The 24,748-nt window shown below is 70.9% G+C and carries 17 protein-coding genes, 1 tRNA gene and 2 pseudogenes; 16 read left to right on the top strand and 4 right to left on the bottom strand.

What is annotated here, in order from left to right; translation table 11 throughout:
* Nucleotides 1-82 precede the first annotated feature (82 nt).
* The 3 genes from AC068D_RS07255 (at nt 83) to AC068D_RS07245 (ending at nt 5,139) form a co-directional block, all read left to right on the top strand.
* Nucleotides 83-2,698, top strand: a complete 2,616-nt coding sequence (locus tag AC068D_RS07255; protein ID WP_478821953.1) for a YfhO family protein — start codon at nt 83-85, stop codon at nt 2,696-2,698.
* Between the two features lie 127 nt (nt 2,699-2,825).
* A complete protein-coding gene (locus AC068D_RS07250; protein ID WP_478821952.1) occupies nt 2,826-3,791 on the top strand; it encodes a glycosyltransferase family 2 protein in 966 nt (321 codons plus the stop codon).
* Between the two features lie 4 nt (nt 3,792-3,795).
* Entirely contained in the window at nt 3,796-5,139 is a 1,344-nt protein-coding gene (locus AC068D_RS07245) for a polysialyltransferase family glycosyltransferase (RefSeq protein ID WP_478821951.1), read from the top strand.
* Nucleotides 5,140-5,349: 210 nt separating this feature from the next.
* Here AC068D_RS07245 and AC068D_RS07240 read toward each other — a convergent pair whose 3' ends face one another.
* Nucleotides 5,350-6,891: a carboxylesterase/lipase family protein gene (locus AC068D_RS07240; protein WP_478821950.1), complete on the bottom strand. Its 1,542-nt coding sequence runs from the start codon at nt 6,889-6,891 to the stop codon at nt 5,350-5,352.
* Nucleotides 6,892-7,124: 233 nt separating this feature from the next.
* Between AC068D_RS07240 and AC068D_RS07235 the strand changes: the two genes are divergently transcribed.
* Complete coding sequence (locus AC068D_RS07235) at nt 7,125-7,298, top strand: hypothetical protein (RefSeq protein ID WP_478821949.1); 174 nt, start codon at nt 7,125-7,127, stop codon at nt 7,296-7,298.
* Nucleotides 7,299-7,768: 470 nt separating this feature from the next.
* Here the strand turns inward: AC068D_RS07235 and AC068D_RS07230 are convergent.
* Nucleotides 7,769-7,841, bottom strand: a tRNA-Arg gene (locus AC068D_RS07230).
* 314 nt (nt 7,842-8,155) lie between these two features.
* Between AC068D_RS07230 and AC068D_RS07225 the strand changes: the two genes are divergently transcribed.
* The 5 genes and pseudogenes from AC068D_RS07225 to AC068D_RS07205 all read left to right on the top strand — a co-directional run bounded on the left by AC068D_RS07225 (nt 8,156) and on the right by AC068D_RS07205 (nt 14,583).
* Nucleotides 8,156-9,754: a dynamin family protein gene (locus tag AC068D_RS07225; RefSeq protein ID WP_478822037.1), complete on the top strand. Its 1,599-nt coding sequence runs from the start codon at nt 8,156-8,158 to the stop codon at nt 9,752-9,754.
* Between the two features lie 6 nt (nt 9,755-9,760).
* A complete protein-coding gene (locus AC068D_RS07220; RefSeq protein ID WP_478821948.1) occupies nt 9,761-11,686 on the top strand; it encodes a YfjP family GTPase in 1,926 nt (641 codons plus the stop codon).
* Between the two features lie 209 nt (nt 11,687-11,895).
* Nucleotides 11,896-12,300, top strand: a pseudogene (locus AC068D_RS07215) (single-stranded DNA-binding protein); the annotation flags it as partial.
* A 508-nt stretch (nt 12,301-12,808) separates the two neighbouring features.
* A complete protein-coding gene (locus AC068D_RS07210; RefSeq protein ID WP_478821947.1) occupies nt 12,809-14,209 on the top strand; it encodes a Cys-Gln thioester bond-forming surface protein in 1,401 nt (466 codons plus the stop codon).
* Between the two features lie 149 nt (nt 14,210-14,358).
* Nucleotides 14,359-14,583: a hypothetical protein gene (locus AC068D_RS07205; RefSeq protein ID WP_478821946.1), complete on the top strand. Its 225-nt coding sequence runs from the start codon at nt 14,359-14,361 to the stop codon at nt 14,581-14,583.
* 60 nt (nt 14,584-14,643) lie between these two features.
* Here AC068D_RS07205 and AC068D_RS07200 read toward each other — a convergent pair whose 3' ends face one another.
* Nucleotides 14,644-15,045: a DUF4234 domain-containing protein gene (locus tag AC068D_RS07200; RefSeq protein WP_478821945.1), complete on the bottom strand. Its 402-nt coding sequence runs from the start codon at nt 15,043-15,045 to the stop codon at nt 14,644-14,646.
* A gap of 519 nt (nt 15,046-15,564) precedes the next feature.
* Here AC068D_RS07200 and ettA point away from each other — a divergent pair.
* The 7 genes from ettA (at nt 15,565) to AC068D_RS07165 (ending at nt 24,353) form a co-directional block, all read left to right on the top strand.
* Nucleotides 15,565-17,229, top strand: a complete 1,665-nt coding sequence (ettA, locus tag AC068D_RS07195; RefSeq protein WP_478821944.1) for an energy-dependent translational throttle protein EttA — start codon at nt 15,565-15,567, stop codon at nt 17,227-17,229.
* A gap of 8 nt (nt 17,230-17,237) precedes the next feature.
* Nucleotides 17,238-17,669 (top strand): acyl-CoA thioesterase, encoded by a 432-nt coding sequence (locus AC068D_RS07190; protein ID WP_478821943.1) that lies wholly within the window; start codon nt 17,238-17,240, stop codon nt 17,667-17,669.
* Nucleotides 17,666-18,343: a DUF8010 domain-containing protein gene (locus tag AC068D_RS07185; protein ID WP_478821942.1), complete on the top strand. Its 678-nt coding sequence runs from the start codon at nt 17,666-17,668 to the stop codon at nt 18,341-18,343. Before AC068D_RS07190 ends, AC068D_RS07185 begins: the two co-directional genes overlap by 4 nt.
* A gap of 205 nt (nt 18,344-18,548) precedes the next feature.
* Nucleotides 18,549-19,313 (top strand): IclR family transcriptional regulator, encoded by a 765-nt coding sequence (locus AC068D_RS07180; RefSeq protein ID WP_478821941.1) that lies wholly within the window; start codon nt 18,549-18,551, stop codon nt 19,311-19,313.
* A 324-nt stretch (nt 19,314-19,637) separates the two neighbouring features.
* The gene (locus AC068D_RS07175) at nt 19,638-22,097 is read left to right on the top strand and encodes a GcvT family protein (RefSeq protein ID WP_478821940.1); all 2,460 of its coding nucleotides are present in this window, start codon (nt 19,638-19,640) and stop codon (nt 22,095-22,097) included.
* 10 nt (nt 22,098-22,107) lie between these two features.
* The gene (solA, locus tag AC068D_RS07170) at nt 22,108-23,250 is read left to right on the top strand and encodes an N-methyl-L-tryptophan oxidase (RefSeq protein WP_478821939.1); all 1,143 of its coding nucleotides are present in this window, start codon (nt 22,108-22,110) and stop codon (nt 23,248-23,250) included.
* Nucleotides 23,247-24,353 (top strand): aromatic ring-hydroxylating oxygenase subunit alpha, encoded by a 1,107-nt coding sequence (locus AC068D_RS07165; protein WP_478821938.1) that lies wholly within the window; start codon nt 23,247-23,249, stop codon nt 24,351-24,353. The genes solA and AC068D_RS07165 overlap by 4 nt, the downstream gene beginning before the upstream one ends.
* On the opposite strand, the pseudogene AC068D_RS07160 reads toward AC068D_RS07165, so the two are convergent.
* A pseudogene (locus AC068D_RS07160) lies at nt 24,351-24,741 on the bottom strand (transposase family protein); the annotation flags it as partial. The gene AC068D_RS07165 and the pseudogene AC068D_RS07160 sit on opposite strands and share 3 nt — an antisense overlap.
* Between the last annotated feature and the right edge of the window lie 7 nt (nt 24,742-24,748).

The raw sequence follows: 24,748 nt of genomic DNA, 5'->3' as shown, positions 1-24,748 counted from the left end.
TGGCCCACGGCCCGTGCGGTGACGTCAGCGCCGGGTCCCCGCGCATCCGCGCGCCCGCGCCAGACATCCCGGAGGACGACGCGTGCCCCCTGCTGCCGAGGCCGTCCCTGCCCAGAGCGAGCGGGCCAGGACCCCGGGCGACCGGCCCGGGACGGCGGACGACGCCGCAGTGGCGAAGCCCGGACGCCTGCGGCGGCTGGTGACGAGATCCCGGCGCAGCGTCCGGGTACGTGCGGCGGCCGCTGCCGCCGTGCTGACCTGCCTTGTCTTCTGCCTCGGCGGAGTGATGGCCGGCAGCCATCCCTTCGGCCCCACCACCCGCAATGTCGTCGATCTCGGCCAGCAGTACCTGCCGTACCACGCGTACTGGCGGAAGCTTCTGCTCGGCGAGGCCGACGGCGATATGTTCCTGAACTGGAACTCGGGCTTCGGCTCGAACTTCCTCGCCGACTTCGGCACATATCTGAGCAGCCCGTTCGACCTGATGGTCGTGCTCTTCCCGGCGGACCGCATCGAGCTCGCCCTCTACACCGTCACCGTCCTCAAGATCACTGCCGCAGGTGCCGCGATGTCGGTCCTGCTGCTGGCGCTGCGCCGCGGACCGTGGCCGGTGGCCGCCGTGCTCGGAGCCGCATACGCGCTGTCCGGCTGGACCTTCAACTACGGTGCCACTGTCCCGATGTGGCTGGACGGCCTGCTCGCCTTCCCGCTGCTCTGCCTGGTCGGGGAGTGGGCGCGTGCCGGGCGTCGCCCGTTGCTGGGACCGCTGGTGGTGGCCCTCGCCTGGGTGGCCAACTTCTACACCGCCTACATGGCGACCATCGGGGCCGCCGTGGTGCTGGCGGCACGGCTGTTCGCGGCCGGCGATTCCGGCCGTCGGCCCCTCGGCGCCCTGCTGCGTGCCGTTCGGAGCGCGGTCCTGGGCATCGGCATTGCCGCACCGGTCGTCCTGGTCGTCCACTCGGCCGCCCGCGTCGCCGATCCGACCCCCGCGACGGCCTTCTCGGCCGCCGCCTGGACCGAGGTGTTCGCCCGGCTGCTGCCGGCCACATCGAGCGTGGCGACGCCCGCCGTCCACATCGGCACCCCCGCCCTCGCGCTGGCACTGACCCTGCCGTTCAACCGGGCACTGGTGCCGCGGGTCCGTGCCACCTGGACGGCGACGATCTGCCTGGTGGCCCTCTCCATGCAGTGGGAGCCCACCCATCTGCTCTGGCACGCCGGAGCCTCGCCGAACGGCATCCCCTACCGCCAGACCTTCGTGCTCTGCGGGCTGCTCCTGATCGCCGCCTGGCTGTCCACGGCCGAAGGGCTGCCCCGGCTGCCCGCGCTGCTGGGTGCCGGAGCGCTGCTGGCCGTGATGACGTGGGCCGCCCGCGGGAGCGGGGACATCGACCGGTGGACCTACCCCGCTTTCTCGGCCGCCGTGGTGCTCGCCGTGGTGGCGGCCGCGGGTGTGCTGTTCGCCCGACGGTACGGCGTCGGCGTCCGGGCCCTGCTCGCCGTGGCCGTGGCGCTCCTCGTCGTGGCCCAGGCAGGCGAGGCCGCAGTCAGCGGGGCCCGTATCGAACGGCAGCAACTGCAGGAGGTGTCCTGGGCGCCACGGCTGGGACCCTGGCACTGGGAGATGGAACGGGCGACGGCGCAGAAGGACGCCTGGCCGCGGCACCGCACGGATCCCGGAGAGGTTCCGGGCGGCAATGACGTCATGGTGGTCGGCGGCCAGGGTGCCGACTACTACAGCAGCCTCACCGCGGACGTGTACTCCAGCACGCTGGCGTCCCTGGGCTTCGGCTACTACGCCAAGGGGCGGCACCCGGTCAGCCTGGACCATCCGGTGACCGACGCGATCTTCTCCATCGGCACCCGCATGCGCTCCGATCCACGGGCACCGGTGGATCAGGACAAGGCCCCCGGGGCCGCTGTCACCTCCACCGACACCGCGGTCCCTCCGCTGGTCACGGTCCGCCCCGGGGTGCGGCTCTCCGGACGAGGGGCCAGGTTCGGCGACTCCGCCTTCGCCAACCAGGAGATGCTGCTCGGCGCCAAGGTGTACGACGTGCCCGGCGATCCGACACGGAAGAGGGGCACCAAGGGCACGATCACGCTCGTTGCCACATGCCCCGCCGGTTCGCGCGTCTACTTCTGGGCTCCCCGGTACCAGGGCACGGCCGCACTGGGCGGGCGTCTGCCCGTGACGTTCGCGGGCCGCCCGCCGGCCGTGCAGGCCGCGATGCAGCCGCTGGGCACCGTGCCGGCCTCCGGCTCGCTACGGATCGACCTGCACCCGTCGGCCGGGGCGGTCCTGCCGCGGCAGCCGGTCGGGTGTCTCGTCCAGGCGCGGCTGGACGCGGCGGTACGGCAACTGACGGCGCACGGTGCGACCGGCGTGCACATCCGGGGCCATGCCATTTCCGCCGAACTGCCGGCCGGCAGCACCGGAACCGCCGTCATCGCCGCGCCACGCATCTCGGGATGGACCTGTGCCGCGGGGGACGCGGCTCCCGTGCCCGCCGAACGGTACCTGGGACTGCTGGCCGTTCCGCTCGACGGCAGGGCGGCCACGCTCAACTGCTCCTTCCGGCCGCCCGGGCTACGGCTCGGCCTCGCGGTCGGCGCCGCGGCTCTGATCCTGCTGGCGGCCGTCGGATTCCGGCACCGGCGCTCGCGCGGGCGTGCGGGGCCGGCCGGGGACTGAGCGGCTGCCGGTGGTTCGTCCACACGACGACAAGAGTTCATCCGGAGTGCAAATCCGGCTCGTCCCACCGGAAATCGGCGGCGATATTCTGCCGGGAAAGACCGGCGTTCGAGTGTCTGGATTCCATGTGCCGAAATTGTCCGTCGTCGTGCCCTTCCACAATGTCGGAGCCTATGCTCCCGACACGATGCGCAGCCTCGCGAACAATGCGGACCCGGACTTCGAGTTCCTGCTTGTCGACGACTGCTCGACGGACGGCACACCGGATGTTCTCGACCACTGGCGGCGCCGTATCCCCAATGCCACGGTGATCCGCCACGAGACCAACCGGGGAGTGGCCCAGGCACGCAACACCGGTCTGGACGCGGCGACCGGGGACTACATCACGTTCCTGGACGGCGACGACTGGTACGCCACCGGTCATCTGCGGGCCATGGTGCACGGAATCGAGAGACTGGGCTGCGACTTCGCCCGTACCGACCATGTTCAGGCGACCGGCAGGGCCCGCCACATCCGCTATGCGCCCGCCAAGCGGCGCAACACCGTGATGGACCCCCGGGACGGAATCGCACCGGCAAGCATGGTGACGATGGTGGACTACCCGTTCGTACCGTTCGGGATCTACGGCGGCCACCTCTTCGAGAACGGCGGATCACGGTTCGAGACGGAACTGCGCACCGCGGAGGACCGATTGTGGATCTGGCGCCTTCATCTGAACGCAAAGTCGTACGCGGCTCTCGGACTGCACGGGGTCTTCTACCGGCGCGGGGTCACCACATCCCTCACACAGATCTCGGACAACCGTCAGCTGGACTTCATTCCGTCGTACGACCTGTTGCTCGAAGAAGTGGCGAAGGACGCCGAGGCGGACCGCTTTCTCCCGAAGGCCGTGAGGACCTACTGCGCCATGATCGCCTTTCATCTGGCCAAGGCGGACCAGTACGAGCCGGCCGTGGCCAAGCGGCTCAAGCACGACGTGTCCGACGCACTTCGGCGCATGCCCCAGCAGGTGCTGGCCGAGACCCTGGCGACGATGGACACCGCACGCAGCACGCTGCTCCAGCGTCTGCGCGACACGGGAAAGGCCGCCTGACCCCATGCAGACGCCCCAGCGCACCCAGATCTTCCAGGTGTCCACGCTCTACGGTGCCGCCACGCTGGCGGCGGCCCTCGACGCCGGGCAGTTCGGCACGGCCGAGGACACGCGACGGCTCCTCCTGGCCTCGAACAACGCCGAAGTCCCCGAGACGGCTCTGCGCCTCGAGGAGATGACCGGCTACGACCGGATTGCCGCCCGGTTCGACGAAGTGATCGACTGGAACGAGGCCATCCGGCCCAATCATCCGGGCTCCTGGGGACCGCGTCCGGAGGAGAGTCCGGTGTGGCAGCGGGCGTTCCGGGCCGCATGGGGACTGGACAGCGGACCGGTCGAGGTGATCGTCGAGTCGATCCAGGTCAACCCTGCCAGGGCACTCGCCACGATCTTCGCCGAGAGCCCGGTCCAGGTGTACGCCGACGGCCTGATGAGCTACGGGCCGACGCGCGGCGAGCTGCCCCAGTCGATCGCCTGCCGCATTCAGCGACTTCTCCATCTCGACCTGGTCCCGGGACTGCGTCCACTGCTGCTGTCGGAGTTCGGCGTCCCGCCGGAGCTCGTACCGGATGCGGCCTTCCGCAAGGTGCTGGCGGAGATCGGCGAGTCGGCCGTCGGGCTCGCGCAGGTGACCGAAGCGGTCGAGGCCGCCCCGACCGCGCTGCTGCTCGGTCAGTACCTGGCCGCACTGGGCATCCTGACGGCGGACGAGGAAGAGGACCTGCACATCCGCATGCTGCGCGGGGCCGCGGCGGCCGGGCACCGGTCGGTGGTTTTCAAGCCGCATCCGACCGCGCCCGCCCGCTACTCGCTGGCTCTGAGCACGGCAGCCGCGGAGGCCGGAGTGAGCCTGACCGCGCTGGACGGCCCGCTGCTCGCGGAGACCTTCTACGAGCAGTGCCGTCCGCAGCTCGTGGTGGGCTGCTTCTCGACCGCCATGTTCACCGCCTCCGTGTACTACGGGATTCCCCTCGCGCGGGTGGGCACGGCGTCGGTGCTGGAGCGGCTCACGCCGTACGAGAACAGCAACCGGATGCCCCTGACCCTCGTGGACCATCTGGTGCCGGACCTGGAGGCCGGAGCGGACCCCGCCGTGCTCGGCGCCGCACCACGGACGCTGGATCCGCTGGTCCGGGCCGTGGGCTACTGCATGCAGCCGAGGATCCATCCGCGTCTGCGGGACGACGCCGCCCGGCTGCTGGGCGACCGTCCGGGCCACGGGGACGGCGATGCCGGCACCGCGCGGTACTTCCAGCGGGACCGGCTGACCGAACTCGACCTGCCCGGCGGTGCCGTGGAACCCGCCTCCCGACTGCGCCGGTCCCTGGTCCGGGGCAGGAGCGGCTGACCGGAGGGCCAAGGGGCCCTGGACCACGCCTGGTCGGAGCCGGGCGAAGGGGCGGGACCCGGTGCCCGCTGCCGCCCGGAAGAGAGCGGCGGGAGCACCCGTGCGGGGCCGCCGGACCGGCAGCGAGCGATTCCGGAGGGCGGGCCGGTCGTCATCCGGACCGGGCGGTCCCGGCAGGACTCCGCGTCTGCGGCTCCCAGCGCGAGGGCGTCAGAGCCGCAGCGGAGCGGGACGTACGCCCTCCCACAGTTCCCGCAGCGTGGCGTCGGCCGCCTGGTGGTCCTGCGGCACGCCCCAGACATGTGCGACCGCGGCCCGGGCGCCGACCGGCGCCCAGCCGGGCTCCCCGGTTGCCGCGAAGTCGGCCCAGGCCCGGACCATCCGCCGGGAAAGCGCCCGGTCGTCTTCGTCTACCGGCCCACCGGTGAGGAAGTCGACGCCCGCCGCGTCCAGGGTGCCGAACGCGAAGGGCACGTCCGCGGCGTGCCACGCCCGCACCGTGGTCTTGCCGGGCCCGGTGCGGCGCCGGTCGAACCGGGACAGGTAGGCGCGGCCGCCTGCGCGGGCATGGGCCTCGGCCAGGCGTACCGTGTGGGCGACGAAAACCGCGTCACCGGCGATCGCGAGGTAGACGTCCAGGACCGGTGCTTCCGGCATCAGCCTGCGGTAGCCCGCGATCAGCTCGTCCGGGAGCCCGAAGGCGTCGGCGAAGCGGGCCAGGCCTTCCTCGGTGGTGACGGGCGGCATGCTGCCCACCTCGTGCATCAGCCAGTACTCCTCGGTCGTGTGGCACACCAGGAGGTCCACCGACCTTCCGGAGCGTTCACGCATGGCGGCAACCGGATCCGCCGGTACCAACTCGCCGTCCAGGACGGGTCCGTAGATGACCGTGTCGTAGTGCAACGGCCCGGCGTGCGGGTCCGAACCGAATTGCGCGACCACCCGGTCCGACGCGGTCACCAGAGCCTTGGGCGAGGCGGAGAGCAGCCCCTCGGCGGTGGGTGCGACCCCTGCGGCCTCGGCCACCTTCCGGGTCAGACCGGCGGCGAGGTCCGGCGGGAGACAGGCGTCGGGGACGCTGTGGGCGATGGCACGCCGGAACAGACCGGTGGCCCGGTCGCTGAGCATCAGACACACGACGGAGCCGGCTCCGGCGGACTGCCCGGCCGCGGTGACGTTGTCCGGGTCCCCGCCGAAGGCTGCGATGTTGTCGCGGACCCAGCGCAGCGCGGCTATCTGGTCGAGCAGCCCGCGATTGTCGGGGAAGCCGGGCACATGGCCGAAGCCCTCGAAGCCGAGCCGGTAGTTGCACGTCACGACCACCAGGCCGGCACTCGCCAACGCGGTCCCGTCGTAGTCGGGCTGAGCCGAGGATCCGAAGGTGTAGGCCCCGCCGTGGATCCAGAACAGCACCGGCAGCGGGCCCGTCGCGTCCTCCGGGGCCCAGATGTTCAGACTGAGGATGTCCTCCTCGTCCGGTGACCAGGCGGGTGAGCCGGGCAGCTCCGCCGACTGAGGCGCAATCGGCCCGAACCGCGTGCAGTCCCGCACCCCCTCCCAGGCGGCGGCGGGGCGGGGTTCGCGGAACCGGCCGGATCCGAACGGCGCTGCGGCGTAGGGAATCCCGAGCGTGACACGGACCCCGTCGACCACCGAGCCCCGTACCCGGCCCTTGTCCGTCCGAACAGCTCCGCCGTCCTCCCACGCACTCACAGACAGTTCTCCGGCACTCGTCGTCGGCTCTTCGTACATGCGCACAGGGTTCCATGCGGCGCGTGACCCGATGATCGGACGCGGACCGGCCGACGCGTGACGTGCACCGGGGAGGAGCGTGTCATCGGGCTCGACGACGTCCGGCAGGACATCGCGATGCTGCGAGTCCCGGACGGCCACGGCCGAATCGAGCGGGCGATGTTCCACACGCCGAGGGCGATCGGCGCCGAGCGAAGGACGCGCCGTCGATCACGCTGGGCATTCGTCGCATCATGTTCGCGGTCGACGACATCGACGACATCGACGACGCGTTGCCCGCCTGCGTGCGCGCCACCCACGGCGCCGAACTCGTCGGCGAGCCGGCGCAGTACGAGGACAGCTGTCGGCGCTGCTGCGTCGGCGGTCCCGAGGGCGTCGTCGTCGGACCGGCCGAGCAGCTCGGCTGAAGGCGGCATCCGCCGGGCCCGGCGCATCGCTCGAAAAAAAGTTCTGGCCCCTGCGGAATTCGCCCCTTTCCTCGACAGGAGCGGACCGACCCTGCACCCGGCCGATGACGCGGCCGGACGCGGATTCGTGCCCGTCCGGGCGAGAGGCCGACGGGCACTGCGGACCGGTGCTGCTCGCCGCGTGTCGCCCGGAGCACCTCCGGTCGGCGCGGGATCGGCAGGTGCACATCGAGGCGGTCGGGGACGCCCGATCCGGCAGGAGAGAGCCGAACCAGGCCGGGAATCCTCATTGCGTACGGCCCGCAGTCATCGGCGGAAACCCTTTGCCCAGGCGGACGGGGTCGCACCATCCTCATGGTCGCCTGGGGTGTTCCGGCGCTTACGCGTCTGCTACGCACACCTCGCTAGAGTGCCCCTGACCAGCAAAAAGGCCCTCCTCGAAGGAGGGCCGACCGGCCATGTGCTCTGTGCGCCCCCGGCAGGACTCGAACCTGCGGCCAAGCGCTTAGAAGGCGCCTGCTCTATCCACTGAGCTACGGGGGCCGGATGTGGCCTCGGTGGCCTTGAGCCCTTGGTGGGTCGGCCGTGACCTTGCCGGGACAAGGATAGGGCTCCGATCGCCTTGGCCCGGTTGCTTCACCTGCGTGGCACGATGTGGAGGTTCGGTGAAGCGAACCGATAATCGCAGGCAGGTGCGATTCTCGCAGCGGTTTTTCCGTCTCACACCTCGGGTGTTGTGCACTCGTTATGCCTGTGCCCCACTTGTCTCGTCCGTCCCGTCTGTCTGATCGGCGCGCAGGGACGCTCATACGCTTCAAAAAGACTCCAAAATTGGGCATTCTTCGCATGTGGTGACCATGGAAGTACGGCCTCAGCTGATCGACGCACTCTCCGCCCTGCGCGACCGTGTCGCTGCCGTGCGTCTTCCACTCCCCCTTCCCGACGCACCGCGCGGACGGCGGACGAGAGACGAGCTGCTGGCGCAGCTGGACGACTATCTGGTGCCCCGGCTGAAGGACCCCGAAGCACCGCTGCTCGCGGTCATCGGCGGTTCCACAGGCGCCGGGAAGTCGACTCTCGTCAACTCGCTTGTGGGGCGGCGTGTCAGCGAGGCCGGTGTGCTGAGGCCCACGACCCGGACTCCCGTGCTCGTGTGTCACCCCGACGATCACCACTGGTTCGCGGGCGTACGCGTGCTCCCTCACCTCCCCCGGGTCTGGCTGCCCCAGCAGGAGATCGAGGCCTCGGCGAGTGGGCGTGGGCAGACCGAGGACAAGGCGTTGCGGATCGAGACCGCCGGCTCGCTGCCTCCGGGGCTCGCCCTCCTGGACGCACCAGACATCGACTCGCTCGTCGTCGACAACCGGGTCCTGGCCGCCGAGTTGATCTGTGCCGCCGACATCTGGGTCATGGTCACCACCGCCTCCCGGTACGCGGACGCGGTCCCGTGGCATCTGCTGCGTACCGCGAAGCAGTACGACGCCACGCTCGTCACCGTGCTCGACCGGGTGCCGCACCAGATGGTCACGGAGGTGTCCCGGCAGTACGCGGCGCTCCTGACGAAGGCGGGGCTCGGCGAGGTTCCCCGGTTCACGATCCCGGAGCTTCCCGAATCCGCGGGCCGCGGCAGCGGGCTGCTGCCGGATTCCGCAGTCGTGGCCCTCCGGGACTGGCTGGCGCACCGGGCCCTGGATCCCGCGGCACGCCGGCAGACCGTCGTACGGACCGCCGCCGGGGTCATCGACTCGCTCAACGCCCGGATGCCCGAGCTCGCGGGCGCCGTCGCCGCGCAGCACGCCGCCGCCGTGCGCCTCTCCGGTGCGGTCGAGGAGGCGTACGCGCTGGAGGCCGGGCGGGTGCGCAAGCAGCTCGGCCGTGGCGCGGTGCTCGCCGGGGACGCCCGCACCCGCTGGCGCGGCTACCCGCGTGACAGCTCCGCCGCCGAGCTCCTCGACGCGCTCGCCGAGAGCCTGATCGCACTGCTTCACTGCGCCGTGGCGGCCGCCGACGAGCGGCTTCAGGAAGCGTGGCGGCGCGAGCCGGCCGCCGGCGCCGTCGGCGGCGGTCACGCAGCCGCCGATCGTGAGTCCACCGAGCGCATCGGGATGGCCGTACGCCGCTGGCGGCGCGTCCTGGAGGAGCTCGCCGAGGAGACGGTGAGGGGCATGGAACGCTCGGCCGCCCCTGATCCCGAGACCGTTGCCGCGCTGCTCGCAGCCTCGTTGCTCGGCAGCCGGCGCGCCCGTGCCGCGGGCGAACTGCTTGCCGAACGCCTGGGAGCCCAGGGTGCACTGAGGCTGCGGGACAAGGGCGCCGAGCTGATGACGGAGTGCATCGACCGTGTGATGCACGAGGAGCGCGACCGCCGTCTCGCCCCGCTCGACGCCCTCGAAGTGTCCCCGGAGCCGCAGGCCGAGCTGATCGCCGCGCTGTCCGTACTGCAGAAGGAGAGGTGACCGCCGGTGACTGCTGTCACTGGGGAGACCGAGGGCTGCTCGGAGACCGGGCCGGAGGGCACGGGTTCCGGGGGCGCTGGCTCGGGGGGTGCCGGTTCCCACGGGACGGCCTCTCACGGGACAGGTGCGGAAGCGACCCGCTCCAAGGGGGCCGGCCGCGAACGGGTACCCGCAGAGGGGTATGCGGAACGCAACGGCACCGGGGCCGGAACCGGGGCGGGTGAGGCACAGCACGATGCTTCGGACGCGGCGGGCGACGCCCGCTGGGACGACGGCCTCATCGCACGCCGCGTCTCCGAACCGTCCGCGTTCGACGACGAGGCGCTCGCCGAGGATCCGCACGTCCCCGTAGGGGGCCCGTACGCCGCTCCGTTGCGCACCCGTCTCGACGCCCTGCGTGAACTCGTCGGCCTCTCGCGCGCCCGGCTCGACGGCCATGCCCTCGACGAGGCGGAACGGGTCCTCGACGGGGCGGCGGCGCGCCAGCGCCTGTCGTCGCAGCACACCGTCGTCGCCATCGCCGGGGCGACCGGCAGCGGAAAGTCGACGCTGTTCAACGCCCTGGCGGGCGTGCCCATTTCGGAGACCGGGCTGCGCAGGCCCACGACCTCCGCCCCGATCTCCCTCAGCTGGTCCGAGGGCGCCTCAGGACTGCTCGACCGGCTCGCCATCCCCGGGCGGCTGCGCCGCAGACCGCTGGCGGGCGGGTCCGGCGACGAGACGCTGCAGGGGCTGGTCCTCGTGGACCTGCCCGACCACGACTCGGCGTTGACCGTCCACCGGGAGCAGGTGGACCGGGTGCTGGCGCTCGTCGATGCGGTGATCTGGGTCGTCGACCCGGAGAAGTACGCAGACGCCGCCCTGCACGAGCGCTATCTCCGGCCGCTCGCCGGGCACGCCGAGGTCACCTTCGTCGTCCTCAACCAGATCGACCGGCTTCCGGGTGAGGCCGCCGACCAGGTGCTCGACGATCTGCGCCGGCTCCTCGACGAGGACGGCATCGCGGTGGGTGAACACGGCGAGCCCGGCGCCACCGTGCTCGCCCTCTCGGCCCTCACCGGCGAGGGCGTCGGCGACCTGCGCGAGCTGCTCGGGCACTTTGTGCAAGAGCGCTCCGCAGCCGCGCGGCGCATCTCTGCCGACGTCGATGCGGCCGCGGCACGGCTGCGTTCCCAGTACGTCGCCGACGGGCAGCCCGGACTTCACGAGCGGGCCCGTGACGACTTCGCAGCCCGGCTGGCTCGCGCGGTGGGGGCCGCGGCGGTCGGTGAGGAGGCGGAACGCCAGTGGAGCCGCAACGCCGGGCGTGCCTGCGGCACCCCCTGGCTCCGGCTGTGGCGCTGGTGCGAGCGACTGCGCACGCCCGGAGGCGGGCTGCCCCAGCCGGCGGAGCCGGTGGAGGAGGAGCTCACCGCACGGCAGCGCGTGGAACAGGCGGTCCGTATCGTCGCCGATGAGGCGGTCCAGGGGCTGCCCGTGCCCTGGGCGCAGGCCGTGCGTGAGGCTGCGGTGCGCGGTGCGGAGGGGCTGCCCGAGGCCCTGGACGAGCTCGCGGTCACCCTCGGCACGCCGACAGCCCGGCCGCCGAGGCCCAAGTGGTGGCCGGCCGCGGTGCTGGCGCAGGCCGCCATGACCCTGCTCCAGGTCTTCGGAGGGCTGTGGCTCGTGGGGCAGATCATCGGGGTCATGGAGCCGATGCTGGTGCCACCGGTGCTGGTGATGCTGGCCGGGATCATCGGCGGTCCGCTGGTGGAGTGGGGCTGCGCGGCTGCGGCGAGGGGGCCCGCGCGGAGGTACGGGCAGGACGCGGAACGGCGGCTCAAGGAGGCCGCTGCGGCATGCGGGCGGGCGAGGGTGCTCGACCCGATCGCTGGGGAGCTGCTGCGGTACCGGGAGGTGCGGGACCAGTACTCCGCGGTGTCCAGACGCTGATTCCGTCGGCCCCGAACGGCGAACCGAGGACCCCGCCACTCGTACGGGTGGCGGGGTTTTCCCCATGTGCGGCGGCTTCCACAGGCAGCGGCGGGAATCCGTGCGCGGGACCAGCATGGAAGCAACAGGACGGAGACAGCAGCGACCGGGCTGTCGAACGGGTGGATGAGGCGGCCGTCGAGAGGCCGTCGATCGGGAGGGGATCCGGCATGAACGAGACGATGGTGACCCTGGTCGGCAATGTGGCGACCGGTGTGGAGTACCGGGAATCCGCGAACGGAGGATACGCGCGATTCCGGTTCGCGGTGACCTCACGCCGCTGGGACCGCCGGCGGGAGTTCTGGGCGGACGGTCCCACCAGCTTCTACACGGTGTGGGCCTGGCGGTCGCTCGGACTGAACCTGTCGGCTTCGGTGTCCGTCGGTGAACCACTCGTGGTGCACGGCCGATTGAGGGTGAGGGAGGAAGAACGGGGCGGGCAGCGGCGGACATCCGTCGACATCGACGCGGTGGCGGTGGGGCATGACATGACGCGCGGAACGTCGGCCTTCCGACGAGCGGCAAGAGCAGAACCGCAGCTGACGGAGCGTCCGGGCGGACTGACGACCGGAGACGGCGCGGACGGTGCCGGGCCGGACGACCGGGCCGCCGTCCGTACGGCTGTCCCGGCAGCCGACTCGGCGGATCCGTGGGCCTGCCCGCCGGGCTCGGTCTCCGAATTCGTCCTGCTCTCCGGCGCCGACCCGGGCGCCGAACCGGTCCCGACTCCCACCTCCACCACGCGTTCCGGCTCCGACGCGGGCTCCGACCTGGCCTGCGTCACCGGGCCCGGCTCCGGGGCGGCCCGCGGCCGACGGGGCGCGGGCGTCCCCGCTGCCGCGCGCGGTGTACCCAGCGCAATGACACCCTGACCTGCAGTTGTGGAGATTTGTCGATAGTTCACCAAGGGATGTAGAGGCTGCGATAACGATTCCGATTCGGAATGGTTGTCTGACGGTATGACGGGGCATCGGCCCCGGCCGTCTCTCTAGGATTCCCCAGTATTCACGGGCACTTGAGTTGCAGGCGAGGCGCTCCCCCCACGCACCCCACGCGAAAGGGCCTCGCCCGGAGGGGAATTCTGTGTTTTCTGCGTTCTCTGTACGTCGGCGGGGAGCCGCCCTCTCGGCGGTGACGGCTCTGGTGTCCGGGCTGTTCGCGGCGGGGTCCATGGTCATCGCCGGACCCGCTGTCGCCGACGAGGCTCCCCAGCACACCGGCGGTGCCTCGGCCACCCTCGACGGCCTCACCACCTTCGACCGTGCCGTGCTGCACGACGGCGGCAGGGAAGAGGAACTGCCTGCAGGCCTCTTCGAAATGACGGTCGACGGCGGTGGCACGCTCAAGACCTACTGCATCGACATCCACAACCCCACCCAGGAGCAGGCCAAGTACCTGGAGACGCCCTGGGACCAGACGTCTCTCGGTGCCAACAGGGACGCAGGCAAGATCCGCTGGATCCTGCAGCACTCCTACCCCCAGGTCGACGACCTCATGGCACTTGCCGACCGGGCCGGCACAGGGCCCCTCACCGAGCGGACTGCCGCGGCGGGCACCCAGGTCGCCATCTGGCGCTACTCGGACCAGGCCGATGTGGAGGCACTCGACCCGGCCGCCGAGAAACTTGCCGACTGGCTGGAGAAGAAGGCGCGGAACGTCGGGGAGCCCCGTGCCTCGCTCGGTCTGGAGCCGAACGCGGTCTCCGGAAAGGCCGGCGAACGGCTGGGGCCGGTCACGGTCCGTACCGACGCCGACCAGGTCACGGTGACTCCGCCCGCCGATGCCGCCGCCAGCGGCGTCAAGGTGACGGACAAGGACGGCAAGCCGGTGACCTCCGCGGTCAACGGCAGCGAGCTGTACTTCGGCATACCTTCGGGGGCCGCTGACGGTACTGCCTCGCTCACCGTGCAGGCGACCACGACAGTGCCGGTCGGCCGGGCGTTCGCCGGGGTGGCGAAGAGCCAGACCCAGATCCTGGCCGGTTCCAGCCGGTCCACGGTCTCCGCGAGCGCCACCGCCACCTGGGCGAAGACGGGACCGATCCCGGCGCTCTCGGCGGAGAAGAACTGTGCGAAGGGTGGCGTCGACATCACGGCCACCAACAAGGGCGACAAGGCGTTCACCTTCGAGCTGATGGGCTTCAAGCACTCCATCGCTGCCGGTGAGTCCCGGACCGTCACCGTCCCGGTTCCCGAGGACCAGGCGTACGACTTCACGATCACCGGACCCGGCGGTTTCTCTAAGAACTTCAAGGGAGTGCTGGACTGCAGGACCAAGGGCGCCGCCCCGGCTCCCGGCCTGCCGTCCTCCCAGCCGAGCCCCGCATCGGCGGGCGGCACCTCGGGCGGCGGTGAGAACCTCGCCGCGACCGGTGCGTCGAACGCCACTCCTCTCATCGCGGGCGTGGCGATCGCGCTCGTCGTCGTGGGCGGTGTCGCCGTCCTCCTCGTACGCAAGAAGAAGGCCCCCACCACGGAGGACTGAGCCGCGGAGGGTGAGTCCACGGTGACAGTGCGCCCCCTGCCGGTCCAGGGTCACCTGTCCGCAACGGGGCCGCCACGGGCGCGGGGTCGCCCGGCGCGAGCTGCGGGGCCCGGCGTGCTGCGGGCGGCCATCCGGCGCAGCCTGGATGCATGGGTCGTGTCCCGATCGTGGTGCACCGGATCTCCCCCTCCGGGGGGCGGCGCATCACGGTGCGGAACCAGATCATGGGGCTCGCCCGCTCGGACGAGGACCTGCTCGAATTCCTGCGGCGGGCGGGTCTGTCCGATGCGGAAGCGCTGCTCGACGATCCGACCTGGACCGAGTGGGTCGGCGGGCAGGCGCACCGCTACAGCCCGCTCGAGCTCATGCCCTGACCTCGGCCGTGAAGGTCGGCACCTCGGCCGTGATGGCCGGCCGTGACGTGTGTCTTCGCGTCAGGCTGCGAGGAGTACCAGCTCACCCTCGGCCAGGCTCCGGTAATGGGCCCAGATCTGGTTCAGCTCGTGCTGGTAGTACAGCGAGTGCAGACCCGCAACGATCATGAGGATGAGGCCGATCCAGGCGTTGCAGCTCGGCTGCATCCCGGCCGAGTGCTGCATCTGGGCAATGCGCCGGCCCGTGTTGTAGACGGAAACGAACGGCGGGACGATCACCAGCCACCCCACGGTGATGGCCAGGAGCGCCAGCATCGGGTCGACCGCGATGCGCCGATCGAAATCCCGCGCCTCGCGATTCACTTTGTAGTACCAGACGCAGTGGTAGATGCCCAGCGTGATCAGCGGCCAGACCAGCCAGACGAGCAGGATGTTGCGGACCTTGCCGGCGTGACCGGACATGGAGCACCTCCCGATCCGGCGGAGGCGGTGAGGTGCAGCAAGGACGCCGATGCCCCACGAAGCCCCCTGCAGCCCACTCCGTGGCGTGAACGGCGGTCGACCGCATCGAGCGCTCGAGCGGCGAGGGCCTGCACAGCCGCTCCCGCGGGGCAGAAGAATCCGGTAGTCACCAGTCCACCACGAGCCGTCGGTGCATGCGCGTCGGCGCTCGGCCCGGGTGCGTGTCGGCACCGGGCGACCGGCCCGGGGCGCTGCCCCGAGTGATCCTCCCGCCGCAGGGTGTCGCGAGGCGCGGCCGGGCTGCGCTGCGTCATCGGATGGCGGGGGCACCTGTCCGGGCCGTCCATGGGCCGTGCGGCTCGCTGCCGACCGGCGGCGACCCGCGGTGACGGGACGACTACAGCATGAACCGTCGTGGCCCGGTGAGCGGGCTCCCCGCCGTACTGGTTTCGTTCCCGGGGTGGCGGTCAGGCAAGATGGGGTGTATCTGCCCACTCACCTATTGCCGGACGGTTTCTCTTGGCTGAGTACATCTACACCATGCGCAAGACGCGCAAGGCGCACGGCGACAAGGTCATCCTTGACGACGTCACGCTGAGCTTCCTGCCCGGTGCGAAGATCGGTGTGGTCGGCCCGAACGGTGCCGGTAAGTCCACCGTTCTGAAGATCATGGCCGGGCTGGAGCAGCCGTCCAACGGTGATGCGTTCCTCTCGCCCGGGTACAGCGTCGGCATGCTCCTCCAGGAGCCGCCGCTCGACGAGTCCAAGACCGTCCTGCAGAACGTCCAGGACGGCGCCGCCGAGATCATGGGGAAGCTCCACCGCTTCAACGAGGTCGCCGAGCTGATGGCGACCGACTACTCCGACGCGCTGATGGAGGAGATGGGCAAGCTCCAGGAGGATCTCGACCACGCCAACGCCTGGGACCTGGACACGCAGCTGGAGCAGGCCATGGACGCGCTGGGCTGCCCGCCCGGCGACTGGCCCGTCACCAACCTCTCCGGTGGTGAGCGCCGCCGTGTCGCGCTCTGCAAGCTGCTGCTCGAGGCCCCCGACCTGCTGCTGCTCGACGAGCCCACCAACCACCTCGACGCCGAGTCGGTGCAGTGGCTGGAGCAGCATCTCGCCAAGTACCCCGGCACCGTCGTCGCCGTGACCCACGACCGGTACTTCCTGGACAACGTCGCCCAGTGGATCCTGGAGCTCGACCGCGGCCGCGCCCACCCGTACGAGGGCAACTACTCCACCTACCTGGAGAACAAGGCGTCCCGCCTCAAGGTCGAGGGCCAGAAGGACGCCAAGCGGCAGAAGCGGCTCAAGGAAGAGCTGGAGTGGGTCCGCTCCAACGCCAAGGGACGACAGGCCAAGTCCAAGGCCCGGCTGGCCCGCTACGAGGAGATGGCCGCCGAGGCCGACAAGATGCGGAAGCTGGACTTCGAGGAGATCCAGATCCCGCCGGGCCCCCGTCTGGGCAGCGTCGTCGTCGAGGTCGAGAACCTGAACAAGGCCTTCGGCGACAAGGTCCTCATCGACGACCTCTCCTTCACCCTGCCGCGCAACGGCATCGTCGGCATCATCGGCCCGAACGGCGCCGGCAAGACCACGCTGTTCAAGATGCTCCAGGGCCTGGAGAAGCCGGACTCGGGCAACATCAAGGTCGGCGAGACCGTCAGGATCTCGTACGTCGACCAGAGCCGCGAGAACATCGACCCCAAGAAGACGCTGTGGGCCGTCGTCTCCGACGAGCTGGACTACATCAACGTCGGACAGGTCGAGATGCCGTCCCGCGCCTATGTGTCGGCGTTCGGCTTCAAGGGGCCGGACCAGCAGAAGCCGGCCGGGGTGCTCTCCGGCGGTGAGCGCAACCGCCTCAACCTGGCGCTCACCCTCAAGCAGGGCGGCAACCTGCTGCTCCTCGACGAGCCGACCAACGACCTCGACGTCGAGACCCTCTCCTCGCTGGAGAACGCGCTGCTGGAGTTCCCCGGCTGCGCCGTGGTCGTCTCCCACGACCGCTGGTTCCTGGACCGGGTTGCGACGCACATCCTCGCCTACGAGGGCGAGTCCAAGTGGTTCTGGTTCGAGGGCAACTTCGAGTCCTACGAGAAGAACAAGGTCGAGCGGCTCGGTGCGGACGCGGCCCGTCCGCACCGTGCCACCTACAAGAAGCTCACGCGGGGCTGAGGCAGGCAGTGGCTCGGCACAGGTACCAGTGCCCTCTGCGCTGGTCGGACATGGACGCCTTCGGGCACGTCAACAATGTGGTCTTCCTCCGCTATCTGGAGGAGGCCCGCATCGACTTCATGTTCCGGCTGGCGCCGGGGGACGGCTCCCCTTCGTTCTCCGGCGGGTCCGTCGTGGCCCGGCACGAGATCGACTACGTACGACCGCTGATCCACCGGCATGAGCCGGTGACCATCGAGTCGTGGGTGACGAAGATCGGCGCGGCGTCACTGACGATCGCGTACGAGATCAAGGATCCGGACCAGGTGTACGTCCGGGCATCGACGATCGTCGTCCCGTACGACCTGGCGGCGGGGCGTCCGCGCCGGATCAGCGCCGAGGAGAAGTCCTTCCTCCTGGAGTATCTGGACGAAGGCGCGGAGGACGCGGTCGCAGCATGACAGCGCCCGTGCAGACCCTGCGGCTCGCCGACGCGAGGGAGGCGGCGGACCTCGCCGCCTTCCTCGGCAGGCTGATCCACTACGACCGGGCTGCCGCGGTGCGGCTGCAGGCCGGCGGCGGTGCGCTCGCGGTGTTCGGCAGGCCGCCGTCCTTCGAGGTACTCGCGATCCGTACGGCGAGGCTGGCCGACACCGACGAGAGCACCCGGCTCGACGTCACCGTCTCGGCCGGGGAGTTGCTGGAGTCCCTCGGGAGCGCAGAACTGGCAGTTCCCCCCTCGGTCACCGGGCCGCCGTGGGCCGGGGTGCTGCCCCCGCGCGGCGGCTGGCAGGAAATGCCGGGGCTGCCCGGCGTTGCCGAGATGCGGGGCGCGGTCGCCGCGGCGATCACCGAATTCCGAGCCCGTGACGAGGCGTTGCCGCCGGAGCGGCGCACCCGCGCCGAACGCGACCGCATCGGCCGCGAGATCTGGTCCCGCACCCTTGGCACCACCGCCCTGCCGCTGCGGGCCGTGCACGCCGCACAGTCGCTGGGCTTCCTGCGCCCGGTGCCGGTGGGTGTGCCGGGGGCTGCCCTGTTCGCCGCGGGCGGCTGGCTCCGGCTGCGCACCCCGTTCGGCTCGGTGGCCGTACGCACGGGTGGACTCGGCGGGCTGACCGTCACCCCTGCCTGAGGACCTCTGCCTGAGGACCCCTGCCTGAGGACCTCTGCCGGGAACCCTCGGCTGGAGAGAACGGGGCCGACCCCGCAGGAACGCCCGGCGGGCATGGCCGAATCCCGAATAAGGGACCCGGGACCGGGCAGGTGAGCCGTCAGCGCGCGATCGCCGCAACGGCAGTGCGCGATACGCGACATCTGGCGTCAGGGGGCCTGGGGCGATGACGGACAAGGCGAGTTCCGTGCAGTCGGTGGACCGTGCCGTGAGCGTGCTGGAAAGCCTGGCCAGGCATGGTGAGGCAGGCGTCACGGAGATCGCCGACGAGCTCGGCGTGCACCGCTCGACGGCGTTCCGGCTGCTGGGAGTTCTCGAGAACCGCGGCCTCGTCGCTCAGTCCAGGGACCGGGGCAAGTACTCTCTGGGCGCCGGAGTGCTGCGCCTTGCCGGAGCCGCCGCAATCCGGCTGGACATCTCCCAGGAGGGCGTGCCGCTCTGCCGCGAACTCGCCGATGACCTCGGCGAGACCGTGAACATCGCCGTGCTCGACGGATCCGCCGCCGTCAACATTGCCCAGGCCCGCGGCCAGTCGTCCGTCACCTCGTACAACTGGCTCGGCCGGCGCACTCCGCTGCATGCCACGTCCAGTGGAAAGGTGCTGCTCGCACATGGTCCGGCCGCGGTCAGGGACGAGGTGCTCTCGGGCCGTCTGGAGCGGTTCACGGAGCACACGGTCACCTCTGCGCGCATGCTGAGGGAGCAACTGGCCGCGACCGCCGAGAGCGGATTCGCCACTGCCGTGGAAGAGTTGGAGATCGGGCTGAACGCCGTCGCCGCACCCGTACGCGGCCACGACGGCACCGTGCTCGGTGCGCTCAGCACAGCGGGGCCTGCGTACCGGCTGGTCGCGGAGCGGCTGCCGGAGCTGGCGGACCGTACCGCCGCCGCGGCACACGAGCTGTCCCGGCGACTCGGCCACGCGGGCTGACCCTCCCTCCCCGAAGCCCCGAAGCCCCGAAGCCCATCAGCCCTCCCCATCAGCTCCTGAGCCCCTGCCCTTGAGCGCCGGACCTCTGAGCGCTTGGATCCCCGACGCCCTGACGCCCGTACCCCTTGCCCGTCCGCGGTGCCCGGAACCCGAAGCCGACCCCGTGCCCGGAACCCGGACCCTGAGCTCCGGATCCCGGGCACGGACCCGCTCCCGGGGCCGCCGTCCGGTTCCCGGAGTCCGTCCTCCTCCCGGGCACGGCCTTCGGCCAATTACGAAGCGTCAGCCCCTCACTCTTGACGGTCACCGCGCCGCTTTCCCACTATGTCTCCCATCGCGAAATCCGTCGTGCACTACGCAACAGCGGAGAGGTGGGCCGTGCCCAGTACGCGAGTGGTTGTCATCGGTGCCGGAATCGTCGGCTGCGGTCTCGCGGACGAGCTCACGGCCCGCGGTTGGACCGGCGTCACCGTGCTGGAGAAGGGCTCGCTGCCGACACCCGGCGGCTCCACCTCCCACGCGCCCGGCCTGGTCTTCCGCACGAATCCGTCCCGGACGATGAGCGAGTTCGCCGGGCGGACGATCGAGAAGTTCACCGAATTGGGGGCCTTCCAGCCAGTGGGCGGGCTCGAAGTCGCCACCACCCCCGCCCGGCTCGCGGACCTCCATCGCAAGGCGGGGCTCGCAGCTTCCTGGGGCGTGCGCGCCGAGGTCGTCGGGGCCGAGCGGTGCCACGAGCTGTGGCCGCTGCTCGACCCCGGCCGGATCCTCGGCGGCTTCCACACCCCCGACGACGGCCTGGCACGGGCCGTGGACGCGGCCGACGCCATGGCGCACAGGGCGGCCGCGCGCGGTGCCAGGATCCTGGACCGGCACACGGTCACGGGGATCCAGCAGGCCGATGGCCGGGTCACGGGCGTCGTCACGGACCGGGGCGTGTTCTCCGCCGACATCGTGATCTCGGCCGCCGGGTTCTGGGGGCCCGTGATCGGAGCCATGGCCGGGGTCACCGTGCCGCTGCTGCCGCTCGCCCATCAGTACGCCACTACGGGCCCGTTGACCCGGCTCGCCGGCAGGACCGCCGAGCTGCCCGTGCTGCGTCACCAGGACCGCGACCTGTACTTCCGCACTCATGGCGATCGCGTCGGCATCGGTTCGTACGCACACCGGCCCATGCCCGTGGACCCGTTCACGGCCGATGGCTCCGAACTCGCCTTCACCACAGTGGACTTCGAACCCAGCTGGGAGGAGGCCAAGGCGCTGCTGCCCGTCCTGAGCGGCAGCGCGGTCGCCCATGGCTTCAACGGGATCTTCTCCTTCACTCCCGACGGGATGCCCCTTCTCGGCGAGTCCCGCGAGCTGCGTGGCTTCTGGCTCGCCGAAGCGGTCTGGGTCACCCACTCCGCCGGAGTCGCCGAGGCCGTCGCCGACTGGCTCACCGAGGGCCGCCCGCCCCTCGACCTCCATGAATGCGACGTCGCCCGGTTCGAGAGCGCTCAGCTCACACCCCCGTACATCGCCGATCGCAGCGCACAGAGCTTCATCGAGGTCTATGACATCGTTCATCCGCTCCAGCCCGCGGAGCAGCCGCGTCCGCTGCGCACCAGTCCCTTCCACTCCCGTCAGCGCGAGCTCGGCGCCTGCTTCCTGGAGAGCGCCGGCTGGGAACGGCCGCACTGGTACGAGGCCAATGCGCCGCTCGCGGCCGGGCTCGCACTGCCCGTCCGTGACCACTGGTCCGCCCGCCACTGGTCGCCCACAGCCGCCGCGGAAGCCCTGGCCACACGTGAGCGGGTCGCCTTGTACGACATGACCCCGCTACGACGGCTCGAGGTCACCGGGCCCGGCTCGCTCGACTTCCTCCAGTACATGACGACGAACCAGCTGGCGCGAAAGACCGGCTCGGTCACCTACACCCTGCTCCTCGACGAGGGCGGCGGGACACGGTCCGACCTCACCGTCGCCCGACTCGGCCCCGAACGCTTCCAGATCGGCGCCAACTCGCCGGCCGACCTGGACTGGCTGACCCGCCGTGCACCGGACGGCGTACGCATCCGCGACATCACTGCGGGAACCTGCTGCATCGGTGTCTGGGGCCCCCTGGCCCGCGAGCTGGTCCAGCCGCTCACCAGGGACGACTTCTCGCACAGCGCCTTCGGCTACTTCCGCGCCAAGGAGACGCACATCGGCCATGTGCCGGTGACGGCCCTTCGGGTCAGCTATGTGGGCGAGCTGGGCTGGGAGCTGTACACCGGGGCCGATCTCGGACTGCGCCTCTGGGACACGCTCTGGGAGGCCGGCCGCCGCCTCGGTGTGATCGCCGCAGGACGCAGCGCCTTCGACTCCCTGCGCCTGGAGAAGGGCTACCGGGCCTGGGGCCAGGACATGACCGCGGAGGACACCCCCTACGAGGCCGGACTCGGCTTCGCCGTCCGCCCGGAGAAGGGGGACTTCATCGGGCGGGAGGCTCTCGCCACCGCCCCTGCCGCCGCAGCGGCCGGCGACAGGGCGGAGATCCGCAGGAAGCTGACCTGTCTCACCCTCGACGACCCCGCCGCCGTCGTTCTCGGAAAGGAGCCGGTGCACGTCGACGGCGAGGTCCGCGGATACGTCACCAGCGCCGGTTACGGCTACACGCTCGGCCGCTGCATCGCCTATGCGTGGCTCCCACCCGCCCTGCCGCCCGGCACCGGCGTCCACATCGAGTACTTCGGTGAGAAGATCGCCGCGACCACGGCCGAAGCGCCCCTGGTCGACCCGCAGATGGACCGGATCCGGCGCTGAGGAGCTGAAGATGGCACCGTCCTACGATGTGATCGTGCTGGGGCTCGGCGGCATGGGCAGCGCCGCCGCACACCACCTCTCGGCACGCGGCGCCCGCGTCCTCGGCCTCGAGAAGTACGGTCCCGTGCACAACATGGGCTCCAGTCACGGCGGTTCGCGGATCACGCGGCAGTCCTACTTCGAGGACCCCGCCTATGTCCCGCTGCTGCTGCGCGCCTACGAGCTCAATGAGCGTCTGGAGCGGGACTCCGGCCGGGACATCGCCACGCTCTGCGGCGGTGTGATGGTCGGCCGCCCCGAGTCCCGGCCCGTCGCCGGGGCCCTGCGCTCCGCCGAGCAGTGGGATCTGCCGCACGAGATGCTCGACGCCAAGGAGCTGCACCGCCGTTTCCCGACGTTCGCACCGCGCGACGACGAGGTCGCGTTGTACGAGGCCGGGGCAGGGCTGCTGCGGCCCGAGAACACCGTCGCCGCCCACCTCCAGCTCGCCACCTCCGGCGGCGCCGAGCTGCGATTCGAGGAGCCGGTGACACGCTGGGAGGCGTCCGGCGCGGGGGTGCGGGTCCACACCGCCGGGGGTGTCCACACCGCGGGGCAGCTCGTCGTCTGCCCCGGCGCCTGGGCCCCCGAGCTGCTCACGGACCTCGGGGTGCCGATCACCATCGAGCGGCAGATCATGTACTGGTTCCAGCCCGTCGGGGGCATCGGCCCGTACACGCCCGACCACCACCCCGTCTATGTCTGGGAGGACGCCGACGGGGTCCAGATCTACGGATTCCCGTCCATCGACGGGCCCGAGGGCGGCGCCAAGGTCGCCTTCTTCCGCAAGGGCACGGTCTGCACCCCGGACACCATCGACCGCACGGTCCACGACGACGAGGTGCGGGCCATGGCGGACCAGGTCGCGCCCCGGATCCCCACGCTCCCCGGCACCTTTCTCAAGGCCGTCACCTGCATGTACGCCACCACCCCCGACGAGAACTTCGTGATCGCCCGCCATCCGGCACATCCGGAGTCGGTGACCGTCGCCTGCGGTTTCTCCGGACACGGCTTCAAGTTCGTCACCGTCGTCGGCGAGATCCTCGCCGACCTGGCGCTCACCGGCACGACATCCCACCCCATCGACCTGTTCGCCCCGGGGAGACCGCTATGACGTCCAGTCTCATCGCGACCCTCCCGGGACGGGCGTACACCGACCCGGGCGTCTTCCGCCGCGAACAGGAGCGCATCTTCGAGGCATTGTGGTTCTGTGCGGTGCGCTCCTCCGATCTGGGCACTCCCGGTGCGTATCGCACCGTGCAGGTCGGCACCGAGAACGTCCTGATCACACGGAACACCGACGGCGGGCTGCGCGCGTTCCTCAACGTCTGCCGGCACCGCGGCGCCAGGCTGTGCGCCGAGCCCGCGGGCGAGGTTCGCCGCACCCTCCGCTGCACGTACCACGCCTGGACGTACGACCTGGACGGGCGGCTCGTCGCCGCGCCCAATCTGGCGAGGATGAAGGACATCGACCGGGACGCGTACGGACTGCGGGGCGTGGCGCTGCGCGAATGGCTCGGCTATGCATGGGTGTGCCTGGCAGACGAACCGCCGTCCTTCGAGGACACGGTCCTCGGCGCGGCCGTCGAACGCCTCGGCGAGGCCGCGGCCATCGACCGCTACGGCGCGGAGGACCTCGTCCTCGGCCGCCGGATCCACTACGACGTCGCGGCCAACTGGAAGCTGATCGTCGAGAACTTCATGGAGTGCTACCACTGCGCCACGATCCACCCCGAACTCACCGGTGTGCTGCCGGAGTTCGCCCGGGGTCTCGCGGCCCAGTACTACGTAGGGCACGGGGCCGAATTCGCCTCCGCCGCACAGGGGTTCACCGTCGACGGCAGTGAGGGCTTCGGCCGGCTGCCCGGCCTCACCGACGCCCAGGACCGCCGCTACTACGCCGTCACCGTCAAACCCCAGGTCTTCGTCAACCTCGTGCCCGACCATGTGATCGTGCACCGGATGTTCCCGGTGAGCCACGCCCGTACGCTCGTGGAGTGCGACTGGCTGTATGCGCCCGAGGTCGTCGGGTCGGGAGCGGATCTGTCCCGGTCCGTGGAGTTGTTTCACCGGGTCAACGAGCAGGACTTCGAGGCCTGCGAGCTCACCCAGCCCGCCATGGACTCGCGCGCCTACCGGACCGGGGGAGTGCTCGTCCCCAGCGAGCACCACATAAGCGGCTTCCACCGGTGGGTGACGGAACAGCTCGCCGCCTAGTTTGTTGATGCAGCGCTCGACCGTGTTCTGTTGTTTGTAGGTGTCGTGATCGAAGACCGGTGGCCTGCCGCCGCGGCTGCCAAGGCGTTTGCGGTCAGCGGCCTGGTCGGCGGGCCATGGGATCACGGCCCGGATTCCGCACCGGCGGAGATGGGAACGGATCGCGCGGATGAGTGGGCCCTTTCGGCCGATCATGTCCGGTGTGGTCCTGGGCCGGCCGATGGGCCGGGGCACCCGTGAGCGGGCCATGACCTCGGTGAACGCGGTGCGTCGCCGGCCTGGTCGGGCGGGATGGTGAACGCCGGTGGGCGGCAGCGGCTGTCCGCGGCAAGGTGATCCTGGTGGTCAGCCCGCCGCGGGACCGGCCGAGGGCATGGTCGTCCGGCTCGCCGGCC

It is taken from the genome of Streptomyces sp. NPDC043861 (assembly GCF_056435905.1).
The sequence above is the reverse complement of the archived record's forward strand: the minus strand, read 5'-3'. Positions and strand labels throughout refer to the sequence as shown.